14 protein-coding genes, 4 tRNA genes and 1 pseudogene are annotated in these 15876 nt (G+C 63.6%); 8 read left to right on the plus strand and 11 right to left on the minus strand.

Going from position 1 to position 15876, the window contains the following annotated elements; genetic code table 11:
• Window position 1: 1 nt before the first annotated feature.
• The 3 genes from U5A82_RS13075 to tkt all read right to left on the minus strand — a co-directional run bounded on the left by U5A82_RS13075 (window position 2) and on the right by tkt (window position 4341).
• Window positions 2–1204, minus strand: a complete 1203-nt coding sequence (locus tag U5A82_RS13075) for a phosphoglycerate kinase (RefSeq protein ID WP_326291291.1) — start codon at window positions 1202–1204, stop codon at window positions 2–4.
• Between the two features lie 120 nt (window positions 1205–1324).
• A complete protein-coding gene (gap, locus tag U5A82_RS13080; protein ID WP_326291292.1) occupies window positions 1325–2335 on the minus strand; it encodes a type I glyceraldehyde-3-phosphate dehydrogenase in 1011 nt (336 codons plus the stop codon).
• 44 nt (window positions 2336–2379) lie between these two features.
• A complete protein-coding gene (gene tkt / locus U5A82_RS13085) occupies window positions 2380–4341 on the minus strand; it encodes a transketolase (protein WP_326291293.1) in 1962 nt (653 codons plus the stop codon).
• Between the two features lie 158 nt (window positions 4342–4499).
• Here tkt and U5A82_RS13090 point away from each other — a divergent pair, with 158 nt between their 5' ends.
• The 4 genes from U5A82_RS13090 to U5A82_RS13105 all read left to right on the plus strand — a co-directional run bounded on the left by U5A82_RS13090 (window position 4500) and on the right by U5A82_RS13105 (window position 6051).
• A complete protein-coding gene (locus U5A82_RS13090; protein ID WP_326291294.1) occupies window positions 4500–4694 on the plus strand; it encodes a hypothetical protein in 195 nt (64 codons plus the stop codon).
• The gene (locus U5A82_RS13095) at window positions 4687–5022 is read left to right on the plus strand and encodes a cell division protein ZapA (RefSeq protein ID WP_326291295.1); all 336 of its coding nucleotides are present in this window, start codon (window positions 4687–4689) and stop codon (window positions 5020–5022) included. Before U5A82_RS13090 ends, U5A82_RS13095 begins: the two co-directional genes overlap by 8 nt.
• A 208-nt stretch (window positions 5023–5230) precedes the next feature.
• Window positions 5231–5818 (plus strand): 5-formyltetrahydrofolate cyclo-ligase, encoded by a 588-nt coding sequence (locus tag U5A82_RS13100; RefSeq protein WP_326291296.1) that lies wholly within the window; start codon window positions 5231–5233, stop codon window positions 5816–5818.
• On the plus strand, window positions 5815–6051 hold the full coding sequence (locus U5A82_RS13105; RefSeq protein WP_326291297.1) for a DUF2842 domain-containing protein: 237 nt from the start codon (window positions 5815–5817) through the stop codon (window positions 6049–6051). Before U5A82_RS13100 ends, U5A82_RS13105 begins: the two co-directional genes overlap by 4 nt.
• A gap of 26 nt (window positions 6052–6077) precedes the next feature.
• On the opposite strand, the gene U5A82_RS13110 is transcribed toward U5A82_RS13105, so the two are convergent.
• From U5A82_RS13110 to U5A82_RS13125, 4 genes are all read right to left on the minus strand, one after another.
• Window positions 6078–6154: transfer RNA gene (locus U5A82_RS13110), tRNA-Asp, on the minus strand.
• A gap of 85 nt (window positions 6155–6239) precedes the next feature.
• Window positions 6240–6316, minus strand: a tRNA-Asp gene (locus U5A82_RS13115).
• A gap of 81 nt (window positions 6317–6397) precedes the next feature.
• Window positions 6398–6474 (minus strand) — tRNA-Asp (locus U5A82_RS13120).
• Between the two features lie 42 nt (window positions 6475–6516).
• Window positions 6517–7671 carry an AI-2E family transporter gene (locus tag U5A82_RS13125; protein WP_326291298.1) on the minus strand — a complete coding sequence of 385 codons (1155 nt, stop codon included), beginning with the start codon at window positions 7669–7671 and terminating at the stop codon, window positions 6517–6519.
• Window positions 7672–7836: 165 nt separating this feature from the next.
• Here U5A82_RS13125 and U5A82_RS13130 point away from each other — a divergent pair, with 165 nt between their 5' ends.
• Window positions 7837–8328, plus strand: coding sequence for a hypothetical protein (locus tag U5A82_RS13130; RefSeq protein WP_442802212.1), 492 nt, complete (start codon window positions 7837–7839; stop codon window positions 8326–8328).
• A 54-nt stretch (window positions 8329–8382) separates the two neighbouring features.
• Here U5A82_RS13130 and U5A82_RS13135 read toward each other — a convergent pair whose 3' ends face one another.
• The 4 genes and pseudogenes from U5A82_RS13135 to thyA form a co-directional block, all read right to left on the minus strand.
• Complete coding sequence (locus tag U5A82_RS13135; RefSeq protein ID WP_326291299.1) at window positions 8383–9699, minus strand: dihydrolipoamide acetyltransferase family protein; 1317 nt, start codon at window positions 9697–9699, stop codon at window positions 8383–8385.
• A 6-nt stretch (window positions 9700–9705) separates the two neighbouring features.
• Complete coding sequence (locus U5A82_RS13140) at window positions 9706–10710, minus strand: alpha-ketoacid dehydrogenase subunit beta (protein ID WP_326292934.1); 1005 nt, start codon at window positions 10708–10710, stop codon at window positions 9706–9708.
• A gap of 213 nt (window positions 10711–10923) precedes the next feature.
• A complete protein-coding gene (locus U5A82_RS13145; protein WP_326291300.1) occupies window positions 10924–12219 on the minus strand; it encodes a 3-methyl-2-oxobutanoate dehydrogenase (2-methylpropanoyl-transferring) subunit alpha in 1296 nt (431 codons plus the stop codon).
• A 130-nt stretch (window positions 12220–12349) separates the two neighbouring features.
• Window positions 12350–13284 (minus strand): annotated as a pseudogene (thyA, locus tag U5A82_RS13150) (thymidylate synthase).
• A 145-nt stretch (window positions 13285–13429) separates the two neighbouring features.
• Here thyA and U5A82_RS13155 point away from each other — a divergent pair.
• The 3 genes from U5A82_RS13155 (at window position 13430) to U5A82_RS13165 (ending at window position 15858) form a co-directional block, all read left to right on the plus strand.
• Window positions 13430–13753: a JAB domain-containing protein gene (locus U5A82_RS13155; protein ID WP_326291301.1), complete on the plus strand. Its 324-nt coding sequence runs from the start codon at window positions 13430–13432 to the stop codon at window positions 13751–13753.
• A gap of 118 nt (window positions 13754–13871) precedes the next feature.
• A tRNA-Pro gene (locus U5A82_RS13160) sits at window positions 13872–13948 on the plus strand.
• A gap of 308 nt (window positions 13949–14256) precedes the next feature.
• Window positions 14257–15858, plus strand: coding sequence for a TldD/PmbA family protein (locus U5A82_RS13165; RefSeq protein ID WP_326291302.1), 1602 nt, complete (start codon window positions 14257–14259; stop codon window positions 15856–15858).
• The last annotated feature ends 18 nt before the right edge of the window (window positions 15859–15876 follow it).

Raw genomic sequence — 15876 nt, forward strand, 5'->3', positions numbered from 1 at the left:
GTCAGCCCATCAGCGCCTTGACGCCCGGCAGTTCCTTGCCTTCCATCCATTCCAGGAAAGCGCCGCCGGCGGTCGAAACGAAGGTGAAGTCGGCCGCCACACCCGCATGGTTGAGCGCCGCCACGGTATCGCCGCCGCCCGCTACGGAGGTCAACTGCCCTTCCTTGGTCAGCGCCGCCGCCGTCTTCGCCAGCGCGACGGTCGCAGCGTCGAACGGTGCGATCTCGAACGCGCCGAGCGGCCCGTTCCACACCAGCGTCCGGCAGTTTTTGAGCGCATCGCCTAGCGCCTCTACGGCGGCGGGGCCGACGTCCAGGATCATCTCGTCTTCGGCGACTTCATGCACGTTGCAGGTGCGCAAGCTGGGCGGATTGGCCGCAAATTCCTTCGCGACGACCACATCATAGGGCAGATGGATGATGCAACCGGCCGCTTCCGCCGCGTCGAAGATCGCCTCGGCCGTGTCGGCCAGATCCTTTTCGCATAGCGACTTGCCGACATCGACGCCGCGCGCGTGGAGGAAAGTGTTGGCCATGCCGCCGCCGATGATCAGGTGATCGACCTGTTTCACCAGATTGTTGAGCACGTCGAGCTTGGTAGACACTTTCGCGCCGCCGACCACGGCCGCAACCGGCTTGACCGGTTCGCCCAGCGCCGCCTGCAACGCGTCCAGTTCCTTTTCCATGGAACGACCGGCGAAGGCGGGCAGCTTGTGCGCCAGCCCTTCGGTCGAGGCATGGGCGCGGTGCGCGGCGGAGAAGGCGTCATTGACGTAGAGATCGCCGATCGCCGCGATCGCATCGACCAGCGCAGGATCGTTCTTCTCCTCGCCACCGTGGAAGCGCGTGTTTTCCAGGATGGCGATGTCGCCGGGGCGCATCACCGCTATACCGTCAACGGCCGCCTCACCCTGGCAATCGGGGATGAACTGCACCTCACGGCCCAGCACCTGGGTAAGCGGCCTGGTGATCTTCGACAGCGAAAATTCGGGGTTCTTCTGCCCCTTGGGACGGCCGAAATGCGCCAGGATCAGCACCTTCGCGCCGCGATCGGCCAGTTCCAGCACCGTCGGCATCGCCGCGCGCAGACGGGTGTCGTCGCTGACCGCGCCATCCTGCATCGGTACGTTCAGATCTTCGCGCACCAGCACCACCTTGCCGGTGATGTCGCCCATATCGTCGAGCGTCTTGAACGGCTTGGTCATGTCTTCTCCCCTGATTACCCAGCCCCGTTCGGGCTGAGCCTGTCGAAGCCCTGCACTTCTTTTCAAGAAGAACAGCCCTTCGACAAGCTCAGGGCGAACGGAAACTATCCGTTCGTTAGATTACAGAAACTTCGCGACGACGCCGGTGGTGTCGATCATGCGGTTCGAGAAGCCCCATTCATTGTCGTACCAGCTAAGCACACGGACCAGCTTGCCGTCGACAACGGCGGTTTCCAGACTGTCGACGGTCGAGCTGCGCGGATCGCCATTATAGTCGATCGAAACCAGCGGTTCGTCCGAATAGCCCAGCACGCCCTTCAATGGGCCGGATTCCGACGCAGCTTTGAGCAGGCTGTTGACTTCGTCCTTCGTTGTCGGGCGCTTGGGAATGAACTTGAGGTCCACGACCGAGACATTGGGCGTCGGCACGCGGATCGACGATCCATCCAGCTTGCCCTTCAATTCGGGCAGAACTTCACCCACCGCGCGAGCGGCGCCGGTGGAAGTCGGTATCTGCGAGAGCGCGGCGGCGCGAGCGCGACGCATGTCGCTATGCAGCTGATCCAGCGTGTTCTGGTCGTTGGTATAGCTGTGGATCGTCGTCATGAAACCGCTTTCGATGCCGATGGCGTCGTTCAGCACCTTGGCGAGCGGGGCCAGGCAGTTGGTGGTGCAGCTGGCGTTCGAAATGACGATGTCGTCGGCGGTCAGCGCGTCATGGTTGACGCCGAACACGACGGTGCGATCGACGTTGGTGCCGGGCGCGGAAATGATGACGCGCTTGGCGCCTGCAGCCAGATGCGCGCTCGCCTTGTCCTTGGTGGTGAAGATGCCGGTGCATTCCAGCGCGATTTCAACGCCAAGGGCGGCGTGCGGCAGGTTGGCGGGATCGCGCTCAGCCGTTACCTTGATCTTCTTGCCGTCGACGACGAGGAAATCGCCATCCACGCTGACATCGCCCTTCCAGTTGCCATGGACGCTGTCGCGCTTGAACAGCAGGGCGTTGGACTTGACGTCGCCCAGATCGTTGATGCTGACCAGTTCCAGGTCATGGTCGGTGCGCGACAATATTGCGCGCGCCACCAGGCGTCCGATACGTCCGAAACCGTTAATTGCTACCTTCGTCGCCACTGCACTAGCCTCCTTAAGGTGTTGTTGTTCGGTTGTTTATGAATTTAAAGCGCGGCCGCGATCTGCGGCGCGATCTTCGCGGCGGTCAGGCCGAAATGGTCGTAAAGATCTTCGGCGGGTGCCGACGCGCCGAAGCCGTCGATGCCGAAACGCAGCCCGTCAATGCCGGTATAGCGTTCCCAGCCGAAGGTCGTGCCCGCCTCGATCGACACGCGCAGCGCGTCGGCGGGCAGGATGTCGGCCTTGTAGGCGGCGCTCTGCGCATCGAAATGCGCGAAACTGGGCATGGAGACGACGTCCGCGCCGATGCCCTGTTCTTCCAGCAGCTTCGCGGTGGCGACGGCGATCTCGACTTCCGATCCGGTGGCGACGATGACGACCTTGCGCGCAGCCGTCGCCGCTACAAGGCGGTATCCACCCTTGGCCGACAGATTGTCGCTCTTTTCCAGGCGCAGTTGCGGCAGGTTCTGGCGGGTCAGCGCCAGCACCGATGGGCCGGTCGCATCCTTCAGCGCCAGTTCCCAGCATTCCGCCGTCTCGACAATGTCGGCCGGGCGATAGACGTCCAGGTTCGGGATCATGCGCATCGACATGACATGCTCGATCGGCTGATGGGTCGGGCCGTCTTCGCCGAGGCCAATGCTGTCATGGGTCAGGACGTGGATGACCCGCTGCTGCTGGAGCGCGGCGAGACGAATGCCGCCACGCATATAGTCGGAGAAGACCAGGAAGGTGCCGCCATAGGGGATCACGCCGCCATGCAGCGCCATGCCGTTCATCGCGCAGGCCATGCCGAATTCGCGGATGCCGTAATAGACGTAGCGGCCCGCATAATCGTCCTTGGTCAGCGGCCCGGTCGACTTCGTCTTGGTGTTGTTGGAGCCGGTAAGGTCCGCCGAACCGCCCAGCGTTTCGGGCAGCAGATCGTTGATCGCGCCGAGCGCCAGTTCGCTCGCCTTGCGGGTCGCGACCTTCTGCGGATTGGCGATCAGGCTGTCGATATAGGCGGTCAGCGAGAAGTCGGCGGGCAGTTCGCCAGCCATGCGGCGGGTAAATTCCGCGCTATTCTCGCTGCTTGCAAGGCGGGCATCCCATGCCGCGCGAACATCCTTGCCCTTCGCACCGATCGCGCGCCAGGCGGCGGCGATGTCTTCGGGAATGACGAAGGGCGCGTCGGCCCAGCCCAGAAATTCGCGGGCCGCCGCGACTTCGTCCGTACCCAGCGCAGAGCCATGGACGCCCGATGTGCCGGCCTTGTTCGGCGCGCCATAGCCGATCTTGGTCGCGCAGGCGACGATCGAAGGTCGCGTATCGGCCACCGCTTCCGCCAGCGCACGGCGCACGTCGGCGACGTCATGGCCGTCGCACGACACGACATGCCAGCCGGTCGCAGCATAGCGGGCCAGCACGTCCTCGCTGCTCGACAGGTCGACCGCGCCGTCGATCGTGATCTTGTTATCATCCCACAGCACGATCAGGCGGCCGAGGTTCAGGTGGCCTGCCAGGCCGATCGCCTCATGGTTGATACCTTCCATCAGGCAACCGTCGCCCGCGATCACCCAGGTGCGGTGATCGACCAGATCGTCGCCGAACTGCGCGTTCAGGTGCCGTTCGGCGATTGCCATGCCGACCGCTGTTGCCAGCCCCGAACCCAATGGGCCGGTGGTCGCCTCGACGCCTGCCAGCTCGAAATTCTCCGGATGACCGGCGCACGGGCTGTGCAACTGGCGGAAATTGCTGATGTCCTCGATCGTGGGGCGCGCATAGCCGGTCAGGTGCAGCAGCGAATAGATCAGCATCGATCCATGGCCAGCCGACAGGACGAAACGGTCGCGGTCCGCCCATTTGGGCTGCGTCGGATCGAACTTCATATAGTCGCTGAACAGCACGGTGGCGACGTCCGCCATGCCCATCGGCATGCCCGGATGGCCGCTATTGGCGGCCTGCACCGCATCCATGGAAAGCGCCCGAATGGCGTTGGCGAGCGACTTTTCGGAAACTGTCATCTGGGGCGGGCGTCTTTCCTGAACTGGCTATGACATGGGTCCGCGCGCGCGGACGAGTCGAGGTCGCGCATCCTTTGTCGTGTCAAGTCCGATGCGTCAACCGCGGCTGCCCCCAAAGACCGCTTTTGCGCGGCCCCGACTTTCGCTATGAGTGGACCATGGCAAGCGACCGCATGATGCAGGCGATTGGTACGCTGGAGCGTGCCGTGAGTCGGCTTGAACAGGATGTGGCGGGGCTGATCCAGTCAGTCCCGGCTGATCCCCTCCCCGCTATGGACCAGGGCGCCGCGCGCGCCGCGCTCCGATCGCTCGACGATCTGATCGACATGTTGAAAGAGCGTCCCCATGGCTGAAACGACATTGGTCATTGCCGGTCGCCATTATCAGATACGCTGCCGCGATGGCGAAGAGGCGCATCTGGGCCACCTCGCCACCCTGATCGAGGAAAAGGCGCGGGTGGCGCAGCAAAGCACGCCGGGCCTGACGGAGGTGCGGACATTATTGTTCGCCGCCCTGTTCCTGGCGGACGAATTGGGCGACCTGCGGCGCGACATCGCCGGTCGGCAGGAGAAACTGCCACTGGACGATGCGGACGAGCCGGGCGCCCAGGCGATCGAGGCTTTGGCCGGACGGATAGAAAAGCTGCGCGACCGGCTTGCCGCACGGGCCACGAACGCCTAGATTGATTGCGACGGGCACTGCGCGGTACGAGCTTTAGCGAACATCCCTGAGGCGATAATCACATCCAAGGGGGCTGTCCCTGGGCGGGCTCCGGTCCGTTCTAAATGGTCCCCACCTGACGTTGAGGCGTCAGAGGATATTCCAGCACACGGCCGAGGCGGTCCCGTCACCCTCCCCCTCCTTCAAACCCTCTCCACCGAAGGTTCCCATGAGCGACGAGACGCCCGGCGCCGACAAGACGACATTGCGCGACATCGCGCGGCAACGGCGGCGCAGCTTCGTCGCGGCGCTCGATCCGCTGGCGCACCGGCTGGCGTTCAAGGCCGTGCCCTCGCCTCTAGCGCGCCGGATGGAGGATGCGCAGGTCGTGGCGCTTTATATGGCGGTGGATGACGAGGCGCCTGCCCAGCGGATGGCGGCGCAGTTGCAGACGATGGGGAAGGCCGTGGCCTTGCCGCGTGTGCTCGACCGGCTGGGCAGCATGGACTTCATCGCCTGGAACGATGGCGAACTGCTTGTCCCCGGCCTTTTCCGCACCAGCCACCCCGAACCGAGCGGTGGCATTGTCAACCCCGACGTCATCTTCGCGCCGCTGGTCGGGTTCGACCGGGCGATGAACAGGCTGGGCCAGGGTGGCGGCTATTATGATCGCGCCTTCGCCCGCTTTCCCGATGCGCTGCGCGTGGGCATCGCCTGGTCCGCGCAGGAAATGGACGCCCTGCCCGCCGACCCGTGGGATCTGCCGCTGGACATCATCATGACCGAAGTCGAACTGATCGAAGGACCAATGGCATGAGCATCGACCCGCGCCATTATCACCAGCCCAGCTGGCGCAAGCCCGTCGGCATGTTCGCCATCGTCGGGCTGATCGCTTTATGGGCGGTGATGGTGGGCAGCCTGTCGGGCCTGATCGGCGCACTGCCCATGTGGGCGCAGGCGCCGGTCTATGTCGTGCTGGGGATCATATGGATCTGGGTACTGCCGCTGCGGCGGCTGCTTGCCTGGATGGAAACCGGGCGCTGGCGCTGACGCCACATTCCCACCGCTCTGAGCGGTGGCGCGAGTGACGGGGCTCGAACCCGCGACCTCCGGCGTGACAGGCCGGCACTCTAACCAACTGAGCTACACCCGCGTAAGGCGTTTGCATCCCTGCCGACCCCAAGGGGCCGCCAGACGAAGCGAAATCTGGGAGAAATTCACCTTCCGGTCAGAGAAGGTGGCGCGAGTGACGGGGCTCGAACCCGCGACCTCCGGCGTGACAGGCCGGCACTCTAACCAACTGAGCTACACCCGCGCAGGGCGACATCTTTCGTGACTTTTCAGTCACCAGACGATGTAGTCTGGAACACCATTTCCACCTTCCGGTCAAGGAAAGTGGCGCGAGTGACGGGGCTCGAACCCGCGACCTCCGGCGTGACAGGCCGGCACTCTAACCAACTGAGCTACACCCGCGTTTGGTGTGGAAGCGCCGTCTATGAGCGTCCTGCGATGCTGTCAACCGTCCGCAACGGGACTTTCCGCTTTCTCGTCATTTTCTTTGCGCGGGGCCACCGTCAACGTGCCCTGCTCGAACAGAAAACCAGCAATATCCGGGGTTCCCGCCGCCGCCACGACCGTCTGGATGATGATGAGCAGCGGCACGCCCAGCAGCGCGCCCGGCGTCCCCCACACCCACCCCCAAAAGGCGAGCGAAACGAGAATCAGCAACGGGTTCATCGTCAACCGCCGCCCCAGCAGCATCGGCGTGATGGCGTTCGCTTCCACCAGGTGAAAGCCCACCTGCAACGCGGCGGGGAGCAGCGCGACATAGACATCGTCGAACACCATCAGCCCGCCCAGCCCCAGCAGCGCCGCAGCCAGCATCGGGCCGAAATAGGGGATGAAATTGAGGAGTGCGACGATCCCGCCCCACATCAGGGGCGAGGGCATGCCGATCAGCCACAGCGCCAGCGCGACCGCCAGGCCCAAACACAGGTTGATGACCGCGATGGTGATGACATAGGCCGATGTCGCGTCGACCACATTCTGGATCACCCGCGCCACCGCCATCGCCCCGTCGAAGCTGCCCCGACTGTTGATCGTGCGCCGCCGCAGCCGGGTCCATCCGGCCAGGAAGAAATAGATGATGAGCAGCGCGAACACCATCTGGATGATGGCGGCGGGGGCCGACGTCGCGGCGAATTGCAGCAGCGACCGGGGCGCATCGACCGCCGCTGTCTGTGCAGCGGCCACCGGGCCGGTCGCCAGCATCTGCACCGTTTCATCCACGAACCGCTGAAGGTTCGCGTAGAAGTCGATCACCGGCGCCAGGTTCGCCTGTATCTGCGGCAGGCGCTGGGGCAGGATGCGGAACCAGTCGGTCGCTGGCACGACGATCAGCACCAGCGCCGTGTTCGCCACCAGCAGAAAGCCGACCATCGCGAGCAGCGCCGCGAAGGCCGAAGGCAATCCGCGCCGCTCCATCCATTCGAGCAGCGGCACCAAAGCGATGGCGACCACCAGCGCGGCCGTGAGCGGCAGGAAGAATTCCGACCCGGCGCGCAGGGCGAAGGGCAGCGCGATGGCCAGGCCGATGCCAGATGTCAGCGCGATCGACGCGAGCAGCCGGTCGCGCCGCCGGTTTACCTCTTGCTGTTCCGTCGCTGTCACGCCCGCTCGATTCCCTTTTCGTTCACCCCGATGTGCGCCGCCAGCCCCGCAGCGTCAATTTACAAAGGACGTCGAACCTTTGATGAGAAAGGAAAAGGCAGGCTTAACCAAATATTTGCGCGTCCTTGCTAGCGGGATTTCAGGGGACAAAGACGGGGTAAGATGATGATGCGTAGGATCGTGCCTTGGCTGGCTTTGGCGGCGGGCATGACGGCGGCGATATCGCCCGCCCTGGCCCAGCCTGCCCTTTCTCAGCCCGTCATGCGGCTGGGCACGCAGATGTTTGTGGAGCGGGTGTCGACCGATATCAACGGTCGTCCACGACGGACATTGGCGAGCGCGGACCGCGTCGGCCCCGGGGATGCGCTGATCGTGATCGTCCATTGGCGCAACGAAGGCCCGCATCCTGTACGCGACTTCGCCGTCACGCGCCCGGTCCCGCGCGGCGTACGCCCGGACCTGAGTGACCCGACGATGCAGGTGTCGATCGACGGGGGCGCACACTGGGGCAGGATCGACCAGCTATGGCTGCCGACGCCTCTGGGCGGCGTGCGCCGTGCCGTTCCGGAGGATGTGACCCATATCCGTTGGCAAGTGCAGGACATGGCCCAGCCCGGCCGCGCCGGACGCTTCAGCTATCGCGCGATCATAAGATAGCAGCATAGGTTATTGATATCGGGTGACGATGATGCCATCCGATACAGGAGCCGCTCAGTCCACGAACAGGAAAGCCGGTGCCTCCAGCAGCTTGCGGACAGCCTGCACGAAGCTGGCCGCGTCCCATCCATCCACCACGCGATGATCGCAGCTGATCGACAGGTTCATCAGCTTTGCAGCGACGATGTCCTTGCCCCGAAAGACCGGCCGTTCGATCACGCGGTTGGGGCCGATGATCGCCACTTCCGGGCGATTGATGACCGGTGTGGTCGCGATCCCGCCGAGCGGCCCGAGCGATGTCAGCGTCAGCGTGGAACCGGACAGTTCGTCCGACTTCGCCTTGCCGGTGCGCGCGGCGTCGGCCAGGCGGCGGATTTCGCTCGCCAACTGCCAGACGTTGCGATCCTGCGCATCGCGGATCACCGGCACCATCAACCCCGCATCGGTCTGGGTCGCCAGTCCCAGATGCACCGATCCATGGCGCGTCACCACGCCCGCTTCGTCATCATAACGCGCATTGAGCATCGGAAAGTCCGGCAACGCCTTGCACAGGGCCACGATCAGCAGCGGCAGCATGGTCAGCTTGGGCCGGTCCCCGCGATGATCGTTCAATTGCTCGCGCAACGCCTCCAGCGCCGTGACGTCGATTTCCTCAACATAGGTGAAGTGCGGGATATGACGCTTGGAGGCGGCCATATTCTCCGCGATCCGGCGGCGCATGCCGATGACCTTGATCGCCTCGTCGGCGCGCTTGGGCGCGCGACCAGCGGGGCGATAGCCCTGACCCTGACCGTAGAGCAGATAGGCGTCGAGGTCGGAATGGCGGACATGGTCGCCGCTGGGCTTAACCTGGCTGAGATCGACGCCCAGTTCCTTCGCGCGTGCGCGGACGGCGGGGGATGCGAGGATGGGATCAATATGGAGAGATGCAAGTTTAGCCTCTCCCCCGTTCGGGCTGAGCGTGTCGAAGCCCCCCTCTTCTGTCGAGGAGTCGGATCGCGAGGATAAGGAAAGCCCTTCGACAGGCTCAGGGCGAACGGGTTGGGAGACTGGATCGTAAACCACCGCCTCCCCCGGCGTTTCCGCTTCGATCACCGCGTCCGACGGCGGCGGCGCGGCGACAGCCCCACCCTCCATCTCGATCTCCACCAGCATCGCACCGATTGAGATCTGATCGCCCGGCTCGCCCGCCAGGCGGACCACGGTGCCCGCCACGGGACTTTCCATTTCGACCGTCGCCTTGTCGGTCATCATGTCCGCGATCGGCTGGTCTTCCTCGACCCGGTCGCCGACCTGGACGTGCCAGCCGACGATCTCAGCCTGTGCGATGCCTTCGCCGATGTCCGGCAGCTTGAATGTGAACAGCGCCATGACTGGTCAGTCCTTCATGATCTTGTTGATGGCTTCGCGGATACGCACCGGTCCCGGAAAATACGCCCACTCCAGGCTGTGCGGATAGGGCGTGTCGAACCCTGTGACGCGCTCGATCGGCGCTTCGAGATGGTAGAAGCAACGCTCCTGCACCTGCGCCATCAATTCCGCGCCGAAACCGCTGGTGCGGGTCGCTTCGTGCACGATCAGGCAGCGGCCGGTCTTCTTGACCAACTCTTCGATCGTGTCGATGTCGAGCGGGACCAGGCTGCGCAGGTCGACGATCTCCGCGTCTATGCCCAGCGTCCTGACCGTATCCTCGACCACATGGACCATCGTGCCATAGCAGAGGATGGTCAGCGCTTCGCCCGCACGCGCGATCCGCGCCTTTCCCAATGCTATCCGATAATAGCCGGTCGGCACCTGCGCATCCGCGTGACCCGCCCAGCTTTTCGCCGGCGTATCATAATGGCCGTCAAACGGGCCGTTATAGATACGCTTGGGTTCGAAGAAGAGCGTCGGATCATTATCCTCTATCGCGGCGATCAGTAGCCCCTTGGCATCATAGGGGGTGGACGGGATCACGGTCTTGATCCCCGAACAATGGGTGAAGATGCCTTCGGGCGACTGGCTGTGCGTCTGCCCGCCGAAGATGCCGCCGCCAAAGGGCGAGCGCACTGTCATCGGCGCGATGAACTCGCCTGCCGATCGATAGCGCAACCGCGCCGCCTCCGACACGAGTTGGTCGAGCGCGGGATAGATATAGTCGGCGAACTGGATTTCCGGCACTGGCCGAAGACCATAGGCGCCCATGCCCACCGCCACGCCGATGATCCCGCATTCGGTGATCGGCGTGTCGAACACCCGGTTCTTGCCATATTTCTGTTGCAGCCCGGCGGTGGCGCGAAACACCCCACCGAAAAAGCCGACATCCTCGCCCATCACGACCACGGTCAGGTCGCGCTCCATCATCACGTCCATGGCGCTGTTGATCGCCTGGATCATGTTCATATGTGTCGTTTCAGTCATGGCACATCCTTCCCTCGCCCCAGCAGGGAGAGGGTTGCGCAGACTTGGCAGCGTGCTGCCTAGTCGAAGCTGGGAGAGGGGGAACAGCGATTGAGGAACGAGCGGACGCAGCCCCCTCTCCAACCTTCGCCAGACGGCAAGCCGTCAGGCTGCGGTATCCTCTCCCCGCCGGGGAGAGGCGGTGATTGAACCCCATCACAGCCCGGCCGCCTTCCATTCATCCAGCATCTGTTGCTGTTGTTCCTTGAGGTGCCGGGGCATCTCCTCGAACACATCCTCGAACATGCTTTCCATCGGATGATGGAGGCCGTGGCCGAGGATGCCATTCTTTTCCGCTTCGCGCGCGGCGTCGCGGACCAGTTCGGCCAGTTCCTTGTCCATCGCGGCGTGGCGATCCTCGTCCCAGATGCCTAGGCCGATGCAATGCTGTTTCAACCGCGCGATCGGGTCGCCCAGCGGCCAGAGGCTGCTTTCCTCGGCGGAGCGATAGGCGGCCGGATCGTCCGACGTGCTGTGCCCTTCGACGCGATAGGTGAAATGCTCGATCAGCGTCGGCCCGCCATTGGCCCGCGCCCGGTCGGCGGCCCAACGCGTCGCGGCATAGACCGCGAGCACGTCATTGCCATCCACCCGCAATCCGGCGATGCCATAGCCCACGGCGCGCGCGGCGAAAGTCGTCGCTTCTGCTCCCGCAAAACCTGAGAAGCTGCTGATAGCCCATTGATTATTGACGACATTCATGATGACTGGTGCGCGATAGACGCTGGCAAAGGTGCAGGCGGAATGGAAGTCGCCCTCCGCCGTCGATCCTTCGCCGCACCAAGTCGCCGCGATACGGGTGTCCCCCCGCGCGGCGCTCGCCATCGCCCAGCCGACCGCCTGTGGATATTGGGTGGTGAGGTTGCCGGAAATGGAGAAGAAGCCAGCCTCCCGCGCCGAATACATGATCGGCAACTGGCGGCCCTTCAAACGGTCGCCGGTGTTGGAATAGATCTGGTTCATCATGTCGACCAGCGGCCAGTCGCGCGCGAGCAGGATGCCTTGCTGGCGATAGCTGGGGAAACACATGTCGTCGCGCGACAGCGCCAGCGCCGCGCCGATCGATACCGCCTCCTCGCCGGTCGACTTCATATAGAAGCTGGTCTTGCCCTGCCGCTGCGCGCGGAACATGCGCGCGTCGAAGGCGCGCGTCAGCGCCATAGTGCGCAGCATCCGCAGCAACGTTTCGGGCGACAGCTTGGGGTTCCACGCACCGACCGCTGCGCCATCGTCATCCAGCACCCGGATCAGGCCATAGGCCAGGTCACGCATATCGCTGGGCCGGGCCGCTTCGTCGGGCCGCGGGGCCGCGTCGGCGGCGGGGATATCGAAATGGGTGAAGTCGGCGCTCTCGCCGGGCCGCGCGGGCGGCTCCGGCACATGCAGTCTAAGCGGCGGCAGGTTGCGCCCCGCCTGCCCTTCCATGCCGCCTGATCCAGTCGGATCGCTCATCCTGCCTCCTATGATGCATTGCAATAATATTGCTTAAAGCAATTATTAAATTACAAAGCCTCGAAGGGCAAGCCTTACTGACCCATTCCCATTTCGATTTTCCGTTTCAACTGTCCAACTCGCTGTCTCTTTATACGGCGACGGGCGCGGAAATATGGGTTTGGGGGGCGTAATCCAGCACTTCGAAATCTTCGATCCTGTAGTCAAAAATGCTCGAAGGCCGCCGATTGATCCGCAACCTGGGGGCGCCCGAGGGGATCCGGCGCATCTGCTCTTCCACCAGATCGGCATGGTTCAGATAGAGATGGACGTCCCCCCCTGCCAGACCACTTCGCCCGGCTCCAGATCGCACTGCTGCGCCAGCATGCGGGTGATCATCGACAGGCCGAAAATGTTGAAGGCAAAGCCCAGCCCCAGGTCGCAGCTGCGCTGGAACAGCAGGCCATTGAGCTTTCCGTTCGAAACCTGGAACTGATAGGTCATGTGGCAGGGTGGCAGCGCCATCTGCGCCACTTCCGCGACATTCCATCCGGTGAACAGAAGGCGGCGCGATCCGGGCGTCGTGCGAATCGCGTCGACCAGCGCCGTGATCTGGTCGTACCCCTTCTCCGCCTTGCGATAGAGGCCGTCACCGGCCGCTTCGTAGCGGGGCCAGTTCACCCATTGCGCGCCATAGACCGGACCCAGATCGCCCCACTTGCGGGCGAAATCATCGTCGCCCACAATGCGCATCTCGAACGTGTCGCGATCCAGATCCTCGCCCGTCGCCCTGCGATAGGCGTCCAGCGGCCAGTCGGTCCAGATATGGACGCCCTGCCGCACCAGTTCTCGGATATTGGTATCACCCGTCAGAAACCACAGCATCTCCCGCGCGGCGACCTTCCAATAGACGCGCTTGGTGGTGAGCAGCGGCACCGCGTCGTCGGCCAGCGAGAATCGCATCGTCGCGCCCAGGATCGATCGGGTGCCCACACCGGTACGATCGACCCGTTCGTCGCCATGGCGCCAGATGTGCCGCATCAGGTCCAGATATTGCTGCTCATAATGAGGGGAAGAAGACGGCATGTCGGTCAAGGCAGGTTCCTGCGATCGTGAGTTTGTATGGCGACGGCTGTAGCCGAGCGCCGCACCTGCGCCAATGTTACCGTCATTATGGGGGCAACAGGTTCGGTTGACGCCGCAATGGACCCGATTGCGCTGGCGCGGGCCGATGGCGCAACGCCAAGATCGCGCGATGACCGATCGCGACATGCTCCTGCTTGCCCTGTTGGATGAGGATTGGCGGCCTTACAACATCGTCCCCTTGCGGCAGGATTGGCGCGGGGCGTTCGGCCGGTTGCTGGATGCGGATGGCCGTTGGCTGGCGCTGATCCAGCAGAGACCGGTCCATGCCTGCCCCAAACCCCGCCCGGACGACATCATGCTGACCCGCACACTGGCGCGGCGGCTCAGGCCGCTGGACATGAAACTGGCCGACCATATCATCCATGCCGGTGAAACCCGCTTCAGCTTCCGCTCGGCAGGCCTTTTATAGACGCCGATAGGGCGACTGCAAAAAAAGCGTCACTGCCCGCTTGCCAGCCTACAAACCCCTCTCTATAGGCGCACTCCTGCCTTACGGAGCCGCCCTGAAAAGCGGTTTCGGCATCGGTCGGGGAATAGCTCAGCCTGGTAGAGCACTGTCTTCGGGAGGCAGGGGCCGGAGGTTCGAATCCTCTTTCCCCGACCACATTTTGCATAGCGTATATGACGATTGATCAGCGGGATGGCCTAGCCATTTCCGCCGATTTCTCGTGTCAGTGCAGTCTCCTTCGACCAGTGATTTTCGACAGATGACATGTGTCGAAAGGGCCGCTCGGCTTCTTGCGCATCTGTAAAAGATGTTTGACCGCGCCCGTCCACGCGGCAATGATCCCGCCTTATCAAACCGGTACGATCATAGGATCGTGATCCAAACATAATCCGACCCGCGCCACGCGGGCATCGTCAGGCGGGAGACAAGCTTTGCACAGACGCGATTTTCTGGCTTTTGGGGCCATGGGCGTAGGGGAACTCGTCCTTCCCTCCATGTTCGGCAAGGTGATTGCCGCCGAGGAATTGCACAGCGCCATCGACGTGGCGGTCAAGAAAGCGCTGGCTGACGCGGCGATGAACGCGGCCAAAAGCGCGGGCGCATCCTATTGCGACGTGCGCGTGGGCCGCTACCTGCGCCAGTTCGTCATCACCCGCGAACGCAATGTCGAAAATGTGGTAAACACCGAATCGACCGGCGTCGGCATCCGCGTGATCGCGAACGGCGCCTGGGGCTTTGCCGCCACCAATGAAATGACGAAGGAGGCAGTGGCCAAGGCGGCGGCGCAGGCCGTCGCCATCGCCAAGGCCAATGCGCCGGGCCAGAGCGCGCCGGTCCAGCTTGCCCCGGTCAAGGGCGTGGGCGAGGTCAGCTGGCGCACGCCGATCGTCAAGAACAGCATGACCGTGCCTATCAAGGACAAGGTCGATCTGTTGATGGGCGTCAACGCTGCGGCATTGGATGCCGGGGCCAGCTTCATCCGCTCCATCCTGTTCCTGGTGAACGAGCAGAAATATTTCGCCAGCACCGACGGCAGCTATATCGACCAGGACGTGCATCGCATCTGGGCGCCGATGGAAGTCACCGCCGTCGACAAGGCGAGCGGTAAGTTCCGCGTGCGCGAAGGCCTGTCCGCGCCGATGGGGCTGGGCTATGAATATCTGGACGGGGCAGCCAGCGGCAAGACCGTGCTGCCCAATGGCGTCGTCGTCTACGGCCAGTCCTACGATATGAAGGAAGACGCCGTGGCTGCCGCCAAGCAGGCGATGGCAAAGATCAAGGCGCCGTCGGTCAAGCCGGGCAAATATGATCTGGTGCTCGACCCGTCGCACACCTGGCTGACGATCCACGAATTGGTCGGCCATCCGCTCGAACTGGACCGCGTGCTGGGTTACGAGGCCAATTATGCCGGGACCAGCTTCGCCACGATGGACAAGCTGCAAAGCCATTTCCAATATGGCAGCGACAAGGTGAACATCGTCGCCGACAAGACGCAGCCGGGCAGCCTGGGCGCGGTGTCCTACGACGACGAAGGCGTGAAGACCAAGAAGTGGGACCTGATCCGCGACGGCAAGCTGGTCGGCTATCAGGCGATCCGCGATCAGGCGCATATCGAGGGCAAGACCGCGTCGGACGGCTGCGCCTATGCCGACAGCTGGTCCAACGTGCAGTTCCAGCGCATGGCCAACGTCAGCCTGGAGCCGGGCAAGGCCAAGCAGAGCGTGGCGGACATGATCGCGGGCGTCGAGGACGGCATCTACATCATCGGCGACGGCAGCTTCTCGATCGACCAGCAGCGCTATAATGCCCAGTTCGGCGGGCAGCTCTTCTACGAGATCAAGAACGGTAAGATCACCCAGCAAGTCGAAGACGTCGCCTACCAGATCCGCACGCCGGAATTCTGGAACGCCTGCGCTGGCGTGTGCGACGCCAGCGACTATCGCCTGGGCGGCTCCTTCTTCGACGGCAAGGGGCAGCCTGCGCAGGTATCCGCCGTGTCGCATGGGTCATCCACCGCGCGCTTCAACGGCATCAACGTCATCAACACCGCCCGTTCGCTCGGTTGATCGGTTAGGGGAGAAAGA

This window comes from Sphingobium sp. CR2-8 (genome assembly GCF_035818615.1).
GTDB lineage: Bacteria > Pseudomonadota > Alphaproteobacteria > Sphingomonadales > Sphingomonadaceae > Sphingobium.